General features: G+C 65.2%; 15 protein-coding genes. 3 read left to right on the top strand and 12 right to left on the bottom strand.

Features of this window, described 5'->3' with window-relative positions; all coding sequences use genetic code 11:
- Window positions 1-8: 8 nt before the first annotated feature.
- Both STE01S_RS12615 and STE01S_RS12620 read right to left on the bottom strand, forming a co-directional pair.
- The gene (locus tag STE01S_RS12615; RefSeq protein WP_062768131.1) at window positions 9-896 is read right to left on the bottom strand and encodes an SDR family NAD(P)-dependent oxidoreductase; all 888 of its coding nucleotides are present in this window, start codon (window positions 894-896) and stop codon (window positions 9-11) included.
- The gene (locus STE01S_RS12620; protein WP_062768134.1) at window positions 893-2,188 is read right to left on the bottom strand and encodes a spinster family MFS transporter; all 1,296 of its coding nucleotides are present in this window, start codon (window positions 2,186-2,188) and stop codon (window positions 893-895) included. The genes STE01S_RS12615 and STE01S_RS12620 overlap by 4 nt, the downstream gene beginning before the upstream one ends.
- A gap of 104 nt (window positions 2,189-2,292) precedes the next feature.
- Here STE01S_RS12620 and STE01S_RS12625 point away from each other — a divergent pair, with 104 nt between their 5' ends.
- On the top strand, window positions 2,293-3,060 hold the full coding sequence (locus STE01S_RS12625; protein ID WP_058812522.1) for an SDR family NAD(P)-dependent oxidoreductase: 768 nt from the start codon (window positions 2,293-2,295) through the stop codon (window positions 3,058-3,060).
- Between the two features lie 60 nt (window positions 3,061-3,120).
- Here STE01S_RS12625 and STE01S_RS12630 read toward each other — a convergent pair whose 3' ends face one another.
- Genes STE01S_RS12630 through STE01S_RS12640 form a run of 3 tightly spaced genes read right to left on the bottom strand, consistent with a single transcriptional unit; the run spans window position 3,121 to window position 6,582 of the window.
- Window positions 3,121-3,831, bottom strand: coding sequence for a glutathione S-transferase N-terminal domain-containing protein (locus tag STE01S_RS12630; RefSeq protein WP_003049501.1), 711 nt, complete (start codon window positions 3,829-3,831; stop codon window positions 3,121-3,123).
- Window positions 3,828-4,325 carry a nuclear transport factor 2 family protein gene (locus STE01S_RS12635; RefSeq protein ID WP_062768137.1) on the bottom strand — a complete coding sequence of 166 codons (498 nt, stop codon included), beginning with the start codon at window positions 4,323-4,325 and terminating at the stop codon, window positions 3,828-3,830. Before STE01S_RS12635 ends, STE01S_RS12630 begins: the two co-directional genes overlap by 4 nt.
- Window positions 4,326-4,338: 13 nt before the next feature.
- Window positions 4,339-6,582, bottom strand: coding sequence for a TonB-dependent receptor (locus STE01S_RS12640; RefSeq protein WP_003049496.1), 2,244 nt, complete (start codon window positions 6,580-6,582; stop codon window positions 4,339-4,341).
- Between the two features lie 125 nt (window positions 6,583-6,707).
- On the opposite strand from STE01S_RS12640, the gene STE01S_RS12645 reads away from it, so the two are divergent.
- On the top strand, window positions 6,708-7,205 hold the full coding sequence (locus tag STE01S_RS12645) for a DUF3237 domain-containing protein (protein WP_003049493.1): 498 nt from the start codon (window positions 6,708-6,710) through the stop codon (window positions 7,203-7,205).
- A gap of 21 nt (window positions 7,206-7,226) precedes the next feature.
- On the opposite strand, the gene STE01S_RS12650 is transcribed toward STE01S_RS12645, so the two are convergent.
- Window positions 7,227-8,792, bottom strand: a complete 1,566-nt coding sequence (locus STE01S_RS12650) for a long-chain-fatty-acid--CoA ligase (protein WP_062768144.1) — start codon at window positions 8,790-8,792, stop codon at window positions 7,227-7,229.
- Between STE01S_RS12650 and STE01S_RS12655 the strand changes: the two genes are divergently transcribed.
- Window positions 8,773-9,930 carry a 5-methyltetrahydropteroyltriglutamate--homocysteine methyltransferase gene (locus tag STE01S_RS12655; RefSeq protein ID WP_409371980.1) on the top strand — a complete coding sequence of 386 codons (1,158 nt, stop codon included), beginning with the start codon at window positions 8,773-8,775 and terminating at the stop codon, window positions 9,928-9,930. The genes STE01S_RS12650 and STE01S_RS12655 overlap by 20 nt on opposite strands.
- A gap of 89 nt (window positions 9,931-10,019) precedes the next feature.
- Here STE01S_RS12655 and STE01S_RS12660 read toward each other — a convergent pair whose 3' ends face one another.
- The 6 genes from STE01S_RS12660 to STE01S_RS12685 form a co-directional block, all read right to left on the bottom strand.
- Window positions 10,020-10,712, bottom strand: coding sequence for an alpha/beta fold hydrolase (locus tag STE01S_RS12660; RefSeq protein WP_062768150.1), 693 nt, complete (start codon window positions 10,710-10,712; stop codon window positions 10,020-10,022).
- A 111-nt stretch (window positions 10,713-10,823) separates the two neighbouring features.
- Window positions 10,824-11,744, bottom strand: coding sequence for an NAD(P)-dependent oxidoreductase (locus tag STE01S_RS12665; protein WP_062768153.1), 921 nt, complete (start codon window positions 11,742-11,744; stop codon window positions 10,824-10,826).
- Window positions 11,741-13,039 carry a phosphopyruvate hydratase gene (gene eno / locus STE01S_RS12670; RefSeq protein ID WP_062768156.1) on the bottom strand — a complete coding sequence of 433 codons (1,299 nt, stop codon included), beginning with the start codon at window positions 13,037-13,039 and terminating at the stop codon, window positions 11,741-11,743. The genes STE01S_RS12665 and eno overlap by 4 nt, the downstream gene beginning before the upstream one ends.
- Window positions 13,036-14,016: a phosphotransferase family protein gene (locus STE01S_RS12675; protein ID WP_062768159.1), complete on the bottom strand. Its 981-nt coding sequence runs from the start codon at window positions 14,014-14,016 to the stop codon at window positions 13,036-13,038. The genes eno and STE01S_RS12675 overlap by 4 nt, the downstream gene beginning before the upstream one ends.
- Window positions 14,017-15,144, bottom strand: coding sequence for an alpha/beta hydrolase (locus tag STE01S_RS12680; RefSeq protein ID WP_058812530.1), 1,128 nt, complete (start codon window positions 15,142-15,144; stop codon window positions 14,017-14,019).
- A 123-nt stretch (window positions 15,145-15,267) separates the two neighbouring features.
- Window positions 15,268-16,926, bottom strand: coding sequence for a long-chain-fatty-acid--CoA ligase (locus tag STE01S_RS12685; RefSeq protein WP_255265949.1), 1,659 nt, complete (start codon window positions 16,924-16,926; stop codon window positions 15,268-15,270).
- Window positions 16,927-17,254 lie beyond the last annotated feature (328 nt).

Genomic DNA, 17,254 nt, shown 5'->3' on the forward strand with positions numbered 1-17,254 from the left:
GTCTCTCCTCAAATCCGCGCGCCGAACATGCGGCCGCCATTGGCCGCAATCAGCCCGTCGATATCGTCGCCCTTGTAATCCGGATCGGCGGATTCGCCGAAGGCGGTCAGCATGTCGCGCGTCACCAGTTCGGCCATCGCCTTCCATTCGGGATGGGTGAAAATCCAATAGTCGCCATGCTCGATCGCCCGGACAACCCGCGCACCGATCTTTGCCGGGTCCATCCCGCCCGCGAGCACGCCCTGCATGGCTTGGCTGGTCGCCGCCGCGCGACCCACCTCGACCTGCGCCGGGCGCAGATCGCGCGTCGTTTCGACAATGCGCGTCGCCGACATCCCCGGCATCAGGACCGAAATATCGACGCAGGTGCCCGCAAGCTCGTTGCGCAGCGCCATCGCGATGCCGAGCGTGGCATATTTCGAACTGATGTAGGCGACCGAGATCGGCGGCGGCACGATCGCAACCATCGACGATGTGATGATAAGGTGGCTCGCCTCGCCCGATGCCTTCATCGCACCGAGGAAGGTGCGGCAGGCATAAAGATGCGCATGGGCGTTGACGGCATAGTTCCAGCGCCAGACGTCGGTGTCATAATCCTCGAACGGGCCCGAACCGCCGCCCACGCCGGCATTGCTGAACAGGATGCGCACCGGGCCGAAAGCCTGCGCGGCGGCACCGGCATCGGCCCAGCTTGCCTCGTCGGTCACATCGAGCTGCAACCCCATCGCCTCGGCCCCCGCGGCGCGCAGGCTTTCCGCCGCCGCTTCCGCGCCCGCTCCGTCGATATCGGCGAGGACCAGCCGCGCCCCCCTGTCCGCCAGCGCCCGCGCCGTCGCGAGGCCAAGCCCGCTGGCGCCGCCGGTGACGAACGCCGTCTTGCCTGAAACATCGGTCATTCGGCGAAATCCTGATCGAGGTGGCGCGTCATCGCGAACTGGGCCAGCCCTGCGGCGACGGCAAAGGGAAGGATGGCAAGCAAGGCCCAGCGCAGGCTTTCATCACCATAGACCGGTTTGAGATGATCGCTCACCACGCCGATGAACAGCGGACCGAGGCCGAGGCCGACGATATTGAACATCAGCATCAGCACCGCGGCGGCCGTCGCGCGGCTGCGCGGCGGGGTCAGATTCTGCACCAGCGCCAGCGCCGGCGCGACATAGGCGGTGCAGGCCGCCATCGGGATCAGCATCAACGCGAGCGACACTTGCCAGCTATCGACGAGGAGCGCCGCGGCGAAGCTGGGGATCAGGACGGCGGTGGCCAGCGCGGGAATCGATCCATAGGCACGCGGCGATCGCTTCGCGACGTGGCTGACCAGCCAGCCGCCGCCGAGGATGCCGATCCCGAAGGTGATGCCCGCGGCGGGCGCAAACCAGGTCGCCATCGCATCGAGCGGCATGCCCTGCGTCCGCATCAGGAAGGCCGGGATCCAGTTGAGCATGCCATAGCTGACGAAGGCGGCAAGGCCGCTGCCGACCATCACCATGCGCAGCGACCGGCGGCGCACGAACATCGCAAGGCTCTGCCGAAAGGGTAGCGCCTCGTCGGCCGCCTGCTGCTTGTCCATGGCGCCGCGCGCGGGTTCGCGGACCAGCCAGATCAAGAGCGGCGCGACAAGGACGCCAACGACGCCGATGACCAGAAAGGCGTTGCGCCAGCCGATGTTGGCCGCCGCCCAGGCGCCGAAGGCGGCGCCGACGAACACGCCGAACGGACCGTTCAGCGTGAAGAGGCCGATCGCCAGCGGACGGCGATCTGGCGGGTAATAATCGGCGATCACCGACAGCGACGGGGCGGTGCCCCCCGCCTCGCCCGCGCCGACGCCGAAGCGCATCAGCGCCAGTTGCCAGAAGTTCGACACCATGCCGCACGCGGCGGTGAAGCCGCTCCACACCACGCAGGCGATACCGATCAGCTTCACCCGGTTCCAGCGATCGGCGATCATCGCGACCGGGACGCCCATCGCCGCATAGAAGAGCGCGAAGGCAAGGCCGGTGAGCAAGCCGAACTGCGTATCGCTGAACTGCATATCGGCTCGGATCGGTTCGACGAGCACCGACAGCAGTTGACGGTCGACGAAGTTGATCGTGCCGACCAGGAACAGCATCGCGAGCGCAAAATTGCGGCGGACGGCGATCGAACGGTCGGCCGGCGCGGCGCCCGCATCAAGGGCGGTGGCTTGCGTCATGGCTCTCCCCAAACATGTGATTCTTGTCGGGTCAAAATACTTAGGTATTTAAGTTTATCTGTCAATGTGCTTTACGGTAAGGCGACATCGAACGGGAGAGAGCAATGGATATCAAGGGTAAAACCGCCATCGTTACCGGGGCCGCAAGCGGCATCGGTCGCGCCACCGCCGTCGCGCTTGCCGAGCGCGGTGCCGCCGCGATCGCACTTGTCGACGTCAACGATATCGACCTGCGCGAAACCGCGGGTCGCGTCGAGGCGGCGGGCGCGCGGGCGACGGTCCACCGCCTCGACCTGTCCGACATCGCCGCGACCGAAGCCTGGTTCGCGGCGCATGGCGACGTCGACATTCTCCACAACAATGCCGGGGTCGTATCGGGACTGCCGCAATTTCCCGACGTCGACGCAGCGCGCATCCGCTGGATCATCGACGTCAATGTGACATCGCTGATCGCCGCGACGCAGATTGCCGTGCAGGCGATGCGCCGCCGCGGCGGCGGGGTGATCGTCAACACCGTGTCGACCGTCGCGCTCGGCACCGGATTCTACGATGCGATGTATGCGACGACCAAAGCGGCAGTGATGATGTTCACGCGCTGCTGCGCGCCGCTGAAGGCCGAATGCAACGTCCGCGTCGCGGGGATGCTGCCGGGCCTTGTCGATACACCGATCCTCGACACCACGGGCGCGGGCGGCAAATCGGAGTGGATGGAGCAGGTGCTCGCCAATAATGAAGCCTGCGAACCCAAGGATATCGCCGGCGGCGTCATCGCGCTGATCGAGGACGACGGCCTGGCCGGGGGCGACTGGCTCGCGGTGCGGCGGCTCGCCGGAAAGATCGAATATCAGTGGGGTCATGCCGATACGGTCTGATCCACGCTCGTCATTGCGGGCGAAGCCGCGTCGCTTCGCTCTTCGCAATGGCGCAGGAGGTCAGCGCGTCGGTGCGGCGAGCATATTCTTGCCGAACAGGTTCGACCATTGCTCCTCGGTCAGCACCGGCCGCGCGCTCGCAAGATTGGCGGCGTTTTTGACGTCGGTCCCGGCAATCACCGCCGGCCGCTCGCCCACGCGCGCGAACCAGTCGGCAACGGCGGGATAATCGTCGAGCGTCAGCCCGATCAACTGCACCGCGCGCGCCCAGGGCCAGGCCGCCATGTCGGCGATGCTATATTCCTCCGCCAGATAGTCTGCCTCGGACAGCCGTCCGTTCAGAACGTGCAGCAGGCGAACCGTCTCGTTCCGGTAGCGCTCGGTCGGGTAGGTCTGGCCTTCGGGTGCGTAGCGGATGAAATGATGCGCCTGCCCCTGCATCGGCCCGAAGCTGGCCATCTGCCACATCAGCCATTGCTGCGCCTGGCTGCGACGGCGCGGATTTTCGGGCAGGAACTTGCCGCTCTTTTCGGCAAGATAAAGCAGGATCGCGCCGCTTTCGAAGACAGGCAGCGGCGCCCCGCCGCCGATCGGTTCATGGTCGACGATCGCGGGCAGGCGTCCATTGGGGTTGATGCGCCGAAAGTCGGGGGTCAGATGATCGCCCGCGAGCACATCCATCTTGAGCAGGCGGTGCGGCAAGCCCGTCTCTTCGAGCATGATCGAAACCTTGTGCCCGTTGGGCGTGGGGGTGAAATAAACCTCGATCATGCAATTCCTCTTTCGGCAAAACGGGCGCGGGCGGCGGCAAATGCGGCGTCGAAGGCAGGCTTCCCCGCCGGGTAACCCGCAACGGTGAGCGTGACACCCGCGATCCGCCATCGCCCGTCACGGATCAGATGGTGGGTGTAATGACCGACCAGGTCGCCCATCAGCGCGGCGCCATCGACGGCAATAAAGTGCGCGGCATCGACGATACCCGTCACCACGGCGCGATCGCCCTCGATCTCGGCCCGCAGATTGTGCAGCCGGTGCGCGGTCGCGTCGAAACCCTCGAGCGCGCGGCAGCGGCGCGTCCATTCATCGGCATCGATCGTCGCGACGATCGACCCGATCGCGCCATAGTCGATCGCGATCCGGTCGGCGAACAGCGCGCGATACGCGCCCCAGTCGCGCGCATCGAGCGCGGCGGCATAAGCGGTCACGACCGCCACCGCCGCTTCCCGGTCAAGGAAAGCGTCGATAGCGGTCGCGTCCGTCGGCATTCTAGTGGGACTGCTAGAATTTGAAGCCGGCTTCGATCGACAGGTTGCGCGGCGGTTCGAGGTAGAGAATCGCGCGCGGAACCGCGGTGATCGGCGCCGGCAGGTTGAACGCGCTGCCCGTCGTCAGCTCGTTGGTCAGATTCTTGCCGACGAAGGCCAGGAACCAGCGCTCGTCCGCATCCGAAAGCTGCACGCGCAGGTCGAGCTTCACATAGCCCTTCTGAATGCCGAAAATCGGGCTCTGATTGTCCGAGTCGAAATATTTCGAGCGGCCCGCGGCGACGCCCGTAATGTCGAGCTTCAGGTCGTCGCCCAGCGGCACGCGGCCGTGGGCCGAGACATTGCCGGTCCATTTCGAGGTGTAGGCAAGGCGATAGCCGGCGAGATTGTTGGTCGCCGGCGTGCAGGTGCTCGGCTGCGACGCAAGGCAGGCAGCCCCCGGATAATCGTCGTATTTGATGTCCTGATACGCACCCGATGCGGTGATATCGAGGTTGGGCGACAGATAGAGCGCAAGCGATCCTTCGATGCCCTTCGACGTCGCGCTCGCGGCGTTGCCGGTCAGATAGCTGGAGCTTGCCGGCTGATAGACCGAAACCTGCAGATTCTTGAACTGGGTGTCATAGACCGAGACGTTGGCGACGACCTTGCCGTCGAACAGCGTCGATTTGACGCCCGCTTCATAGTTGGTCGAGCGCTCGGGCTTGAATGCGAAGGTCGCGTCCGTTGTGCCCAAGGTATTCGACACAAAGCCGCCCGACTTCGAACCGCGGCCATAGGTCGCATAGAGCATGATGCGCGGCGCGACGTCGAACTGCACCGTGACCGACGGATCGACATTGCCTTCGCTGAGCGAACCGTCCGCGCTCGAGATCGGGCGGATCGCGAACGGGCCATAGACCAGCCGCGAAGCGAAATCGGCGTCCTTGCTCGTGTGGCTGTAGCGCAGGCTGCCGATCACGCGGAAGGTGTCGGCAAGGTTCAGCGTACCCTGTCCGAAGAGCGACCAGCTTTCCGAGGTCTGGTTGAAGCGGCTGTCGATGCGGCCGAAATAGGGCGAACCGAACAGGTCGGCGATATTGAAGCCCTGCAGCTGGTCGAGCCGGTATTTGCCATGGTCATAATAAGCGCCGACGATGAAGTCGAAGGTGCGGCCGGTCGGCGACAGCAGGCGGATTTCCTGCGAGAATTGCTCGAAGCGCTCGGGGAAGCTGTTGTAGACCGAATTGTTGGTAAACGCGCCGCCGCCGCCCGGGATCGTCTGATCGAAACCGTTGACGATATTGGCGTTGAACCAGCTGTAACCCGTCACCGACGTCAGCGTATAGTCGCCGATCGCGATGTTGCCGGTTCCCGATATCATGACCGACTTGGTCTTCGTCCCTTCATCGCCGAGCGCCGACTTGTCGAGATAGCGCGTGAGGTGCGGATCCTGCGCGCTGGTCAGCGGGCTCGACACGGTGATGCCGCCCACGACATCGCGGTTCGCATATTCGACCTTCGCGGTGTAATCGAAATTGGCCGACGGTTCCCATTTCATCGTCAGGCGGAGAAGCTGCTGCTTGATCTCCGGATCGTCATGATCGGTCGCGAGATTGCGGATATAACCCTGCTGGTTGAGCACCTTCATCGCAAGGCGCGCGCTCAGCGTGTCGGTCAGCGGCCCCGACAGATAGCCCGAGAAATCGGTGCCCTTGAAATCGAAGTTATAATTGGCGGTCAGCTTGCCTTCGAAGCGGTCGGTCGGCCCCGCCGACACGACGCTGACCGCGCCCGCGGCGGTGTTCTTGCCGAACAGGGCGCCCTGCGGACCACGCAGCACCTCGACGCGCGCGAGGTCGAAGAAGGGTGCCTGCGCCTGACGCGACCGGCCGGCGTAGACGCCGTCGACATAGAGCGAGACCGACTGGTCGAACGCGAAGTTCGCCGGCGGCGAGCCGAAGCCGCGAATGTAGATCACGTCATTGCCCGCGGTCGACTGGACGAAGACGTTCGGCGTGTAATTCATCACCGCCTTGATGTCGTTCGAGTTGAAATCGTCGAGTCGCTGGCCGCTGACGACTTCCATCGAGATCGGAACATCCTGGATGTTCTGGGCGCGCTTTTGCGCCGTCACGATGATTTCATTGCCGCTGCCGCTTGCCCCGGCGGCCGTTTCGGCGCCATCGTCGGCGGTTTGTGCCATCGCCGGCGCGGCGGTGGCCAGCATCGCAAGCGTCGCGACGCCGGCGAGCAGATTCGAATGTCGAGCCTTCATCTTCACCCTCCCATAGAGCCTAGTGCAACGGTACCGGTTTCTTCGTCCGATCCGTCAATCTGATTGACCCTTAGTATACTAATTGTTTTATACTTGTCCAGAGTTTCAAGAGAGGATTCCCGATTATGCCCGACGAAAATCGCCAGAGCGCGCTTGCGAGCCGCCCCTTGTGCACCGTGGAGTTCGAGGTGGGGGGCGGCCTGATCGGGATCGGCGCCTCGCCGTTCGGCGACCAGCGGCTCGGCTATATCACCGGCGGACGATTTTTCGGACCGCGAATCAACGGCATCGTTCTTCCGGGTGGCGGCAATTGGTCGCGCAGCGGGCGGCTGGGCGAGGCGGCGTCGGTCGGCACCTTCGACGCGCGCGCGGTGTGGCAGACCGACGACGGCGCGCTCATCTACCTCAGCTATACGGGGCGCAGCCTGATCCCCGACGACGTCCGCGCCGCCTTCGCCGACCCTGCCGCGCCCGATGTCGATCCCGCACTTTATTATCTGCGAATCGCGCCCGTGTTCGAGACCGCGAGTCCCCGATACGACTGGCTCAACGGCCTGCTCGCCGTCGGCGTGGGAGAGCGCACCGACTTCGGCGTGCGCCATGTGATCCACGAAATATTGTAGGGCGCCCCTAGAGTCGGGGCCCTAGCCCACAGCGCGGTCGCGGCCTTCCCAATAAGGCGCGCGCAGTTCGCGGCGCAGCACCTTGCCCGACGGGTTGCGCGGCAGCGCGTCGATCGTCTCGACGCTCTTCGGCGCCTTGTAGGCAGCGATGCGCTCGCGCGCCCATGCGATGACATCGGCGGGCTCGACCGTGGCGCCGGGCGCGGGGACGATCAGCGCCTTGACCGCCTCGCCCCATTTGTCGTCGGGCACGCCGATGACCGCGACATCGGCGACACCGGGGCAGCCCATGATCGCGCTTTCAACCTCGGCCGGATAGACATTCTCGCCGCCCGACACGATCATGTCCTTGATCCGGTCGTGGACGAAGTAAAAGCCGTCGGCGTCGCGATAGCCGACGTCGCCGGTGTGCAGCCAGCCGCCGATCACGGTTTCGGCGGTCGCCTCGGCGCGGTTCCAATATTCCTTCATCACAATGTCGCCGCGGATCGCGATCTCGCCGATCTCACCGTCGCCGAGCGGCCGCCCCTCGCCATCGAGGATCGCCATCTCGGTCTGCGGCCAGGGCTGACCGCACGAGGTAAGTTTGCCGGGCAGGTCGTGCGCGGCGGGCGAGAGGTAGGAGCCGCCGCCCGAGCTTTCGGTCATGCCATAGAATTGCACGAAATCGCAGCCGAAGGTCGTGCGCGCGCGGCGCAGCACATCCTCCGCGATCGGCGAGGCGCCATAGGCGATCGACCGCAACGCCGAATAGTCGCCTGTCGCTGCGGCGGGCTGTTGCAGCATCATCTGGATCATCGCGGGCGCGAGGAAGGCGTGCGCAACGCGTTCCTCGGTCAGCATCCGCACCGCATCGTCCGCGGCGAAATCCTTGACCAGCACCAGCCGCCCGCCCTGCGCCAGCCCCGAAAAGCTGACATTGGTCCCGGCAACATGGAACAGCGGCATCACGATCATCACCGTTTCGTCCTCGCTATAGGCGAAGCCGTCGACCTCGGTCGCCATTTCGAGGAAGCGGCGGTAATTCTTGTTGGCGAGCACCACACCCTTTGGCCGCCCGGTGGTGCCGCTCGTGTAAAGTTGCAGCACATCGTCGGCGAGTTGCGGCGCGTCGGCGGGCGGGGTCGCGGCCGCATCGTCGAGCCAGGCGTCGAAGCCTTCAAAGTCCGGGTGCGCGCCATAAAGCGCCACCAACCGCGGCTTGTCGGCGAGCCCGGCGACGGCAGCCAGCGCGGTGTCGAAGAAATCCTCGCCCACGAAGAGCAGCGTCGGGGCGGCGTCGCCCAAAATGAAACCAATCTCGCCCGCGGCGAGGCGGCAGTTGATCGGCGCGAGGCAGGCGCGCGCACGCGCGGTACCGAAGAAGAGCGGATACCAGGCGTCGTGGTTCTTGGTCAGAACCGAAACCCTGTCGCCGGGCGCGACCCCCGACGCCAGCAGCGCGTTCGCGACCCGGTTCGACTGCGCATCAAGCTCGGCAAAGCTCGTTTCGCGATCTCCATATTTGACCGCGACCGCCTGCCCACGCGCGCGCGCCTGCGCCGCCGGAATATCGGCCAGCGTCCGAATGGCCTCCAGATCGATCATTTCGCTCTCCCATCGTCACTTTGATCTTGAATTAGATAGAATACTAAGCAAATACTTGGCCAGCAAAAAAGCGAGAGGATCCGCCTTGTTCGATCACCCCATCCTGCCGACAACGATCGTCGGAAGCTACCCCCAACCCGATTGGCTGATCGACCGCGAACGATTGAAGGCCAGCCTGCCGCCGCGCGTGCGTGCCGAGACTTTGTGGCGCATCCCCGAACCCTGGCTGGCGGATGCGCAGGAAGCCGCGACCTTGATGGCAATCCGCGATCAGGAAGAGCTGGGCATCGACATCGTCGGCGATGGCGAAATGCGCCGCGAAAGCTATTCGAACCGGCTCGCGACCGCGCTGTCGGGGATCGACACCGAACAGCATGGCACCGCGATCGACCGCACCGGCAACGCCAATCCGGTGCCGCTCGTCTCGGGCCCGATCCGCCGCGTGGCGCCGATCGAGGCGCAGGACGCCGCCTTTCTCCGTCGCCATTCGTCGAGGCCGGTCAAGCTAACCCTGCCCGGCCCCTTCACCATGACCCAACAGGCCGAGAACGCCTATTATCCCGACCTCAGATCGCTCGCGATGGATTATGCCGATGCGGTCAATGCCGAGGTGAAGGATCTGTTCGCCGCCGGCGTCGATGTCGTCCAGCTCGACGAACCCTATCTGCAGGCGCGCGCTGCCGAGGCGAACGCCTATGCGATCGAGGCGATCAACCGCGCGCTCGACGGCGTCGGCGGCACGACCGCGCTGCATATCTGCTTCGGCTATGCGATGGTGCACCACAGCGCGGGGGCGACGGGGCCGAAGCCGAAGGCCTATGACTTCCTCGCCGAACTCGAAGCGTCGGCGATCGACGTGATTTCGATCGAGGCGGCGCAGCCGGGGCTCGACCCCGCGATCCTCGCCGAACTGCCAACCAAGACGATCATGTACGGGGTGCTCGATCTATCGATCCCCGAGGTCGAAACCCCCGAAATCGTCGCGGGCCGCATCCGCGAGGCGCTGCGCTATGTCGACGCCGAACGGCTGTGGATCGCGCCTGATTGCGGGATGAAATATCACAGCCGCGACCATAGCCAGGCGAAGCTGAAGGCGATGGTCGACGGGGCGGCGCTGGTACGGGCGGAGCTGAAGTAATATTGTCATCCCCGCGAAAGCGGGGACCCAGGGGGCTAGCTCAGTTGACGCACGCTCTGGGTCCCCGCTTTCGCGGGGATGACAGGAAATTATTGGTCGATGAAATCCGCCAACAACGGCACCACCAACTCCGGTGCCTCGACCATCGGCAGATGCCCTGCCCCCGCGATGACCTCGAGCTTCGCGCCCGGAATCGCGTCCAATATCTCGTCATGGTGCGCGCGGCTCGTGATGCCGTCCTTATCACCCCAGATCAGCAAGGTCGGCACCGCAATCTCGCCGAGGAGTGGGCGGCTGTCGATGCGCGCCATGATCGCGCGCTGCTGGGCGAGGAAGGTGTCGGCGCCGGTGTCTGCCGCCATCTTTCGCGCAATGCCGAGCAGGCGCGCGTCGCCGCGCTTTTCTTCGGGAAACAGGATCGGGATGCGCTCCTCGACCACCTGATCGAACTGCCCATTCTCGACGAGATCGATATAGCCCTGCCGCCGCGCCGTCTGCGCGGGGCCGTCGGCCGAGGCGAGCGTCGAGATCAGCGCCAGCTTCGCAACCCGCTCGGGCGCCCGGCGCATCACCTCGAAGGCGACGAAGCCGCCCATGGCGTGTGCGACCAGCGCGAATTTCGGGGGGCTATTGTCGAGCAGCCGCTGCGCGAAGCCCGCGATCGTATCGTCGCTGCGGTTGTCGGCGACAATCACCTCGCGGTCGGTCCAGGCATCAAGGAGTGGCTGCCACACGGCATCGGTCAACAGCTGGCCGGTGATGAGGACGATCGGAAGAGTCATGGGGTCAATCCTAAAGCGTCGTCATTGCGAGGAGCCGAAGGCGACGCGGCAATCCAGAGCAGGCGTAAACCGCGCTGGATTGCTTCGCTTCGCTCGCAATGACGAAATATTTCATACCACCTGATGCAGCAGCGCTTCGCCCGCCCCCAGCCGGCGGCAATTCTCATGCGCCACCGTCAGGCTGCGCACGAGCGTCTCGGGGGTCAGCCAAGCGATATGCGGCGCGAGCACCGCATTGGGCAGGCCGAGCAGCGGATTCCCGCGCGGCAACGGCTCCTCCGCAAACACGTCGAGCCCCGCGCCGCGCAGATGGCCCGCGGTCAGGGCCGCGACCAGCCGCGCCTCATCGACCAGTTCGCCGCGCGCGGTGTTCACGAGTACCGCACCCTGCTTCATCGCGAACGGGTCGATGCTGGCGCGCGTCTCTTCGGTGAGCGGCATGTGCAGCGAGACGATATCGCTCTCCGCGAGCAACTGGCCAAGCTGCAGAAATTCATAAGGCCCGTCGCGCTCGCTCCGCGCCGTATAGACGACCCGCGCCCCCAGCGCGGCGAGCACGGGCGCGAGCAGCTGCGCCGAATTGCCGAACCCGACAAGCCCCACAGTGCGCCCGCCGACCTCCCCCACCGAATCGAGTTCGGACGGATCGGCGGTCCATCCTTCTCCCGCGCGCGTTCGCGCATCGAAGAAACAGGTGCGGCGCAGCACCGCCATCATCAGCGACAGCGCCATTTCGGCGACTGCCTGGCTGTTGGTGCCGGGCATGTTGCACACCGCGACGCCATGCTCGCGCGCCGCGTCGAGCGCAATCGTGTTGACCCCGACGCCGAGCTTCTGGATCAGCTTGAGCCTGGGCGCCGAGGCGATGAAGTCGGCCGTAACTGGCGTCAGAACGTGGAGCAGCACGGTGATTTCGCCGGCCACCGCGTCGAGCGGTGCGGCTTCGTCGACATGGGTAACAACGCCCGCGCCGAAGACGGCATCGACCGCCGCGCGGAAGCCGGGGCTTGGGCGGGCGTGGAGAACGATCATGCCGCGACCCGTCCGATCGACCCGGCAAAGGCCGAAAAGCCGGCAAATTCGGCATCGGCGCCCATCGCTTCCTCGATCCGCAGCATCTCGTTCCACTTCGCCATCCGTTCGGAGCGGGTAAAGCTGCCGACCTTCAATTGCCCCGCGTCCCAGCCGGTGGCGAGATGCGCGATCGTGACATCCTCGCTCTCGCCCGAGCGTGCCGAGACGATCGCGCCCCAGCCGCGCGCGACCGCGGCATCGAGCGCGGCCTTGGCTTCGGTGACGGTGCCGACCTGGTTCACCTTGATCAGCGCCGCATTGCACACCGCTGCATCGCCCGCGCGCTCGACGCGCGCCGCATTGGTGACGAGCACATCGTCGCCGATGATTTGCACCCGGTCGCCGATCGCGGCGGTCACGGCCGCCATCGCGGTCCAGTCATCCTGCCCCGCCGGGTCTTCGATGGACAGGATCGGATAGCGCCCCGCCCATTCGATAATGCGCGCCGCCATCGCCTCGCTCGTCAACTGCCCCTCGTCGAGCGCGAGGCTGTAGCCCGAAGCATCGCCGAGCTCGTTCGCCGCAATGTCGAGCGAGATGAACACGTCTTCGCCGGCGCGGTGCCCGCTCGCCTCGATCGCCTTGGTCAGCGTATCGAGCGCATCCTCGTTCGAGGCGAAATTCGGCCACCAGCCGCCTTCGTCGGCGACCCCCGACAGCGGCCCCTTGGCTTCCATCAGCCTACCCGCGGTGCGATACACATCGTCGGTGATTTCGAGCGCGCGGCGAAAGCTGCCCGCCGCGGGGCACATGATCATGAAATCCTGCACGTCGGTGCGCCGCCCGGCGTGGGCGCCGCCGCCGAAAATCTGGATCTCGGGCAGTGGTATTCGCACTTTGCGTTCCCCGGCGAGGTAGCGCCACAGCGGCAGCCGCGCATCGGCGGCGGCCGCGTGAAGCACCGCCATCGACACCGCAACGACGGCGTTCGCGCCCAGCCGCGCCTTGTTCGGGGTGCCGTCCAGAGCGCACAGCGCCTTGTCGACCGCCGCCTGATCGCCCGCATCCATGCCGATCAGCGCGGGCGCGATCTCGGCCCCGATCCCGGCAACCGCGCCATTGACGCCATAGCCGCCGAAGGCCGGGCCGCCGTCGCGCAGGTCGATCGCCTCATGCGCGCCGCGCGAGGCCCCGGCTGGCGCGATGGCGCGACCAACCGCGCCCGATTCGAGGGTAACTTCGGCCTCGACCGTGGGGCGGCCACGCGAATCCCAAAGCTGGCGCCCGGTAACCGAAGCGATAGGCGACGTCATTCCTTGGTCCTTTTCCAGTTTGCGACGAGCGCATCGATGGGCGTCGGCGCGAGCAGCAACGCGCGCGCCTGATCACGCACGATTTGTTTGTGATGGGGGTCGGTCAGATAGGGCGCCGGGGATTTGCCCTCGACCCGCGCGAGCAGCAACGCCGCGGTCAGTTTGCCGGCGCGCAGCGCCAGCGCGTCGGCGTCTTCCCAATCGATGCCGGCGCGATAGGCCTCGACCAGTGCCGCCGCGGCCTCGCCGAGCCGTTCGTTCCCCAGCCACACCGCCTTCAGCAGCAGATGCGTGGTGCAAAAGGCTAGGTCGAACGCCGGGTCGCCATAGACTGCACATTCGGCGTCGAGGAAAACCGGCCCGTCTGCACCGACGAGAATATTCTTGGGGCTGACGTCGCCGTGAACAAGCGCCACCTTGCGCGACGAGAGGTCGTCGGCGAGCGCGTAGAGCGCCGACGCAAGCTCGGCATCCTTTTGCGCAACGAACAGCAGAAAGGGATCGACGCGCAGCGCGCGGAACATCGCATCGGTCGGAAAGGCGTCGCGGTCGGCAGTGCTGTTCGCGGTCGCGGCGTGGACCGCCACGATGCCGCGACCGACAGCCGCCGCGAACGCCGGATCGACACGGCCCGCGATCAATTCATCCTTCCACACCGGACAATCCGGCAGGAAGCGCATCGCGAAGCCGTGGCCGGGCAATTCGGCCAGCACCTCGGGCACCAGATGCGGATCGACACCGCGCGCCCGGCGCAGCCAGCGCACTTCGCTCGCGCCGCGCTCAACCGGCGCGTGCCATTCGGCGGCGACACGCAATTGCTCGAGCGGCCGCTTGACCACGATCGGCCCCGCCGGGCCGTCGACCCGCCACACGTCGCAGGACACGCCGCCGGTCAATGGCTCGAGGACGACCTCCCCCTCGCCCGTCAGCCCGGCCGCGCGCAGTCCTGCAATGATATCGGCGGTCGCCGTGTCCACTTACAGCTTCTCCCGGATCCAGCCGCTGACCAGATCGGCGGCATTTTGCCGTTCTTCGATCGAATCCTCGAAATAATGCGCGCCGGGGATCAGTTCGAGCCTTTTGTCCGCGGTGCCGAGGAAGTCGAAAATCTTGCGCGCATCGCTGGGGAAAACGCCGGTGTCGGCGAGCCCCTGCACCACCAGCGCGGGGGTGTCGTGCTTGGCGAGGTGCGGCTGCCCCTGGCACGGCGATGTTTCGAGGCTCCACATGTTGAGCCAGGTCTTGATCGTATTGGCGCGGCCGATGCTGGGGGTGCGGTTGGCGATTGCCGGGTCGCCGCGATAGCACCAGTTGGGCTTGCGGTCCGACGGGTCGATCGCCGGATCGACGCAGCGAATATCGCCCCAGCAGCGGAACATCGGAAAGATGCGGTCGGGGATTCCCGCCGCGTTTAGCCGCGCGAGTTCGGCCTTTGCCCAGTCGGTGATGCGCTGGTTGCGCGCGCGCTGGCCGGCGCGATATTTTTCGATGAAGGCGTCCGAATAGGGCGGGCCATTGTCGGGATTGAACGGGTCGAGCTCGGGATCGGTCAGCGTCGGATCATTCTCGTCGATCACCGACGCGTCCATCCAGTCGGTCAGCACTTCGGGACGTCCCTGGTGGGCGTTGAAGCTGATATAGAGATCGCCCTTGATGAGCTGCGCCAGCGCATCCTGGCCGATCGACGGCAGCCGGTCGGTCAAGGTCGGCGCGATTGCTTCCGCCTGATAGGCGCCCATCAGCGAGCCGCCGCCCGAATTGCCGAGGATCACAATCTGTTCGACCCCGGCCTCTTCTTTCAGCCACTTCATCCCGACCCCGATGTCGAGGATGGCATGTTCGAGCAGGAACTGGTCCTCGAACCCGCGATAGCGCGTATTCCAGCCGAGAAAGCCGAAACCGGCGCGGGCAAAATAGGGCGCGATATAATGTTCGGAAAAATCGACATTATAATGGGTGGCGATGATCGCGACCTTGGGCCGCTTGCCCGCCTCGGTCCAATAGATGCCCTGACAGGGATGGCCGCCCGCCTGAATCCGCGGCGCGGTCGGCGACGTGCGGCCGATGAATTGTGCGTCCAGTCCTGCAATCCCGTTCGGGTCCATCAGTCTCTCTCCTGCCTGTTATATCTCATAATCGTCATCCCGGACTTGATCCGGGATCCATTTAACCAGCGTCGCGAGAATGGATCCCGGATCAAGTCCGGGATGACGAGCGTGGGAAACATATTAACGGCTCACCTCGAAGGGCAGTTCATACCCCTCCAGCCCGGCGCGGATCGCCTTCTTGTCGATCTTGCCCGTCGGGCCGAGCGGGATGGCGTCGACGAACACTATATCGTCGGGCATCCACCATTTGGCGATCTTGCCATCCAGATAGCTGCGAATATCGTCGGCGCGCGCCTGCGCGCCCGGCTTGAGCTCGCAGAGCAGGATCGGCCGTTCGTCCCATTTGGGATGCGCGATGCCGACGACCGCGGCGATGGCAACCGCGGGATGGCCGGTCGCGATATTCTCTATCTCGATCGAACTGATCCACTCACCGCCCGATTTGACCACATCCTTCGCGCGGTCGGTAATCTGCATATAGCCTTCGCCGTCGATCGTGCTGACATCGCCGGTATCGAAAAAGCCCTCATCGTCGAGCACATCGCCGCCTTCCCCGCCGAAATAGCCGCGCGCGATCGTCGGCCCCTTGATCATCAGCCGCCCCGGCGTCTTGCCATCGTGCGGCAGGCGGTGGCCGGCATCATCGACCAGCTTCATCTCCAGCCCGCACAGCAACCGCCCCTGCTTGAGCTTGTACGCCATCTGCGCGTCGTCCCCCTTCGCCGCGACCGAGGCATTGGGGACCGACACGGTGCCGAGCGGCGACGTTTCGGTCATCCCCCACCCCTGGATGACATCGACGCCATAATCGTCGCGGAAGGTGCGGATCAGCGATTCGGGGCACGCCGACCCGCCGATCGTGACGCGTTCCAGCGTCGTGAAGCGCTTGCCATTTTCCTGCATATATTGGAGCAGCATCTGCCACACCGTCGGCACCGCGGCCGAATAGGTCACGCCCTCCTCCTCGATCAGATTATAGATGGATTCGCCGTCCATCCGCTGTCCGGGCAGCACCAGCTTCGCACCGACCGCGGGCGCCGAATAGACGACGCCCCACGCATTGGCATGATACATCGGCACGACGAGCAGCACCGTGTCGCGCGCCGACAAGGCCAGCGCATCGCGCTGCAGCGTCATCAGCATGTGGATATAGTTGGAGCGATGCGAATAGAGCACGCCCTTGGGATTGCCCGTCGTCCCGCTGGTGTAGCACAGGCCGCAGGCGCTGTTTTCGTCGAACCCGCCCCAGTCATGGTCGGCGGGATAGCCCGCGATCCAGTCGTCGAACGCCAGCGCGGGATAGTGTGTTTGCGGCAGCGCAGCGCGATCGCAGAAAAAGATCACCTGCTCGATCGACGGCACCTGCGCAAGCAATTCGCCGACCAGATCGGCCACCGCCGGATCGGCGATCAGCAACCGGTCGGCGGCATGATTGGCGATATAGGCGATCTGCTCCATGAACAGCCGTGGATTGAGCGTGTGAAGCACCGCCCCGATCCCCGCCGCGCCATACCAGGCGGCGAGGTGCCGCGCGCCATTCCACCCCATCGTCGCAACGCGGTCGCCCGGCTTGATCCCGGCGGCCACCAGCGCGTTCGATACCCGCTTCGCATCGGCGTGGATTGCGGCATAGGTCGATCGGGTGACGCGTCCTTCGGCGTCGCGCGACACGACTTCGCGCGCGCCGTGCCAGGCCGCCGCATGGTCGAAAATGCGGTCGACCGTCAGCGGGACATTCTGCATCAATCCGTCCATCGGCGGCGTCTCTTCCTCGCTCATCCCAAAAACATAGTATACTAAGTATTTTGTCTTTACACGCTCAACCCCGCCTTGCCTAGCCCCCGCGCTTCTTCTAGGGTCAGGACCCATTAATTCCGCGTTCGAGGTTTGAAGCGATTTTGCTCAGGGCGAGGAGAAAAGGCGAAGGAATATGTCGATATTTCGAGACTTTTCGACGACGCCATGGGCAAAATCGGTCAAATCCCGCAGGGACGCCGAAATGGCTTCGATCTCAGGCCCGCGCGGCCTTGCGAGTAGCGATGCTACCCGCTGCACCCGCCCGAACCCGATATCTTCGCCATTTCGACGCCTCGATCGTGGAATTAAT

Source organism: Sphingopyxis terrae subsp. terrae NBRC 15098 (assembly GCF_001598815.1).
GTDB lineage: Bacteria > Pseudomonadota > Alphaproteobacteria > Sphingomonadales > Sphingomonadaceae > Sphingopyxis > Sphingopyxis terrae.

Excerpts from the sequence above, each read along its gene's own strand:
- STE01S_RS12615 (WP_062768131.1), bottom strand. The coding sequence starts at position 896 with ATGACCGATGTTTCAGGCAAGACGGCGTTCGTCACCGGCGGCGCCAGC.
- STE01S_RS12620 (WP_062768134.1), bottom strand. The coding sequence starts at position 2,188 with ATGACGCAAGCCACCGCCCTTGATGCGGGCGCCGCGCCGGCCGACCGT.
- STE01S_RS12625 (WP_058812522.1), top strand. The coding sequence starts at position 2,293 with ATGGATATCAAGGGTAAAACCGCCATCGTTACCGGGGCCGCAAGCGGC.
- STE01S_RS12630 (WP_003049501.1), bottom strand. The coding sequence starts at position 3,831 with ATGATCGAGGTTTATTTCACCCCCACGCCCAACGGGCACAAGGTTTCG.
- STE01S_RS12635 (WP_062768137.1), bottom strand. The coding sequence starts at position 4,325 with ATGCCGACGGACGCGACCGCTATCGACGCTTTCCTTGACCGGGAAGCG.
- STE01S_RS12640 (WP_003049496.1), bottom strand. The coding sequence starts at position 6,582 with ATGAAGGCTCGACATTCGAATCTGCTCGCCGGCGTCGCGACGCTTGCG.
- STE01S_RS12645 (WP_003049493.1), top strand. The coding sequence starts at position 6,708 with ATGCCCGACGAAAATCGCCAGAGCGCGCTTGCGAGCCGCCCCTTGTGC.
- STE01S_RS12655 (WP_409371980.1), top strand. The coding sequence starts at position 8,773 with ATGGCCTCCAGATCGATCATTTCGCTCTCCCATCGTCACTTTGATCTT.
- STE01S_RS12650 (WP_062768144.1), bottom strand. The coding sequence starts at position 8,792 with ATGATCGATCTGGAGGCCATTCGGACGCTGGCCGATATTCCGGCGGCG.
- STE01S_RS12660 (WP_062768150.1), bottom strand. The coding sequence starts at position 10,712 with ATGACTCTTCCGATCGTCCTCATCACCGGCCAGCTGTTGACCGATGCC.
- STE01S_RS12665 (WP_062768153.1), bottom strand. The coding sequence starts at position 11,744 with ATGATCGTTCTCCACGCCCGCCCAAGCCCCGGCTTCCGCGCGGCGGTC.
- eno (WP_062768156.1), bottom strand. The coding sequence starts at position 13,039 with ATGACGTCGCCTATCGCTTCGGTTACCGGGCGCCAGCTTTGGGATTCG.
- STE01S_RS12680 (WP_058812530.1), bottom strand. The coding sequence starts at position 15,144 with ATGGACCCGAACGGGATTGCAGGACTGGACGCACAATTCATCGGCCGC.
- STE01S_RS12685 (WP_255265949.1), bottom strand. The coding sequence starts at position 16,926 with ATGAGCGAGGAAGAGACGCCGCCGATGGACGGATTGATGCAGAATGTC.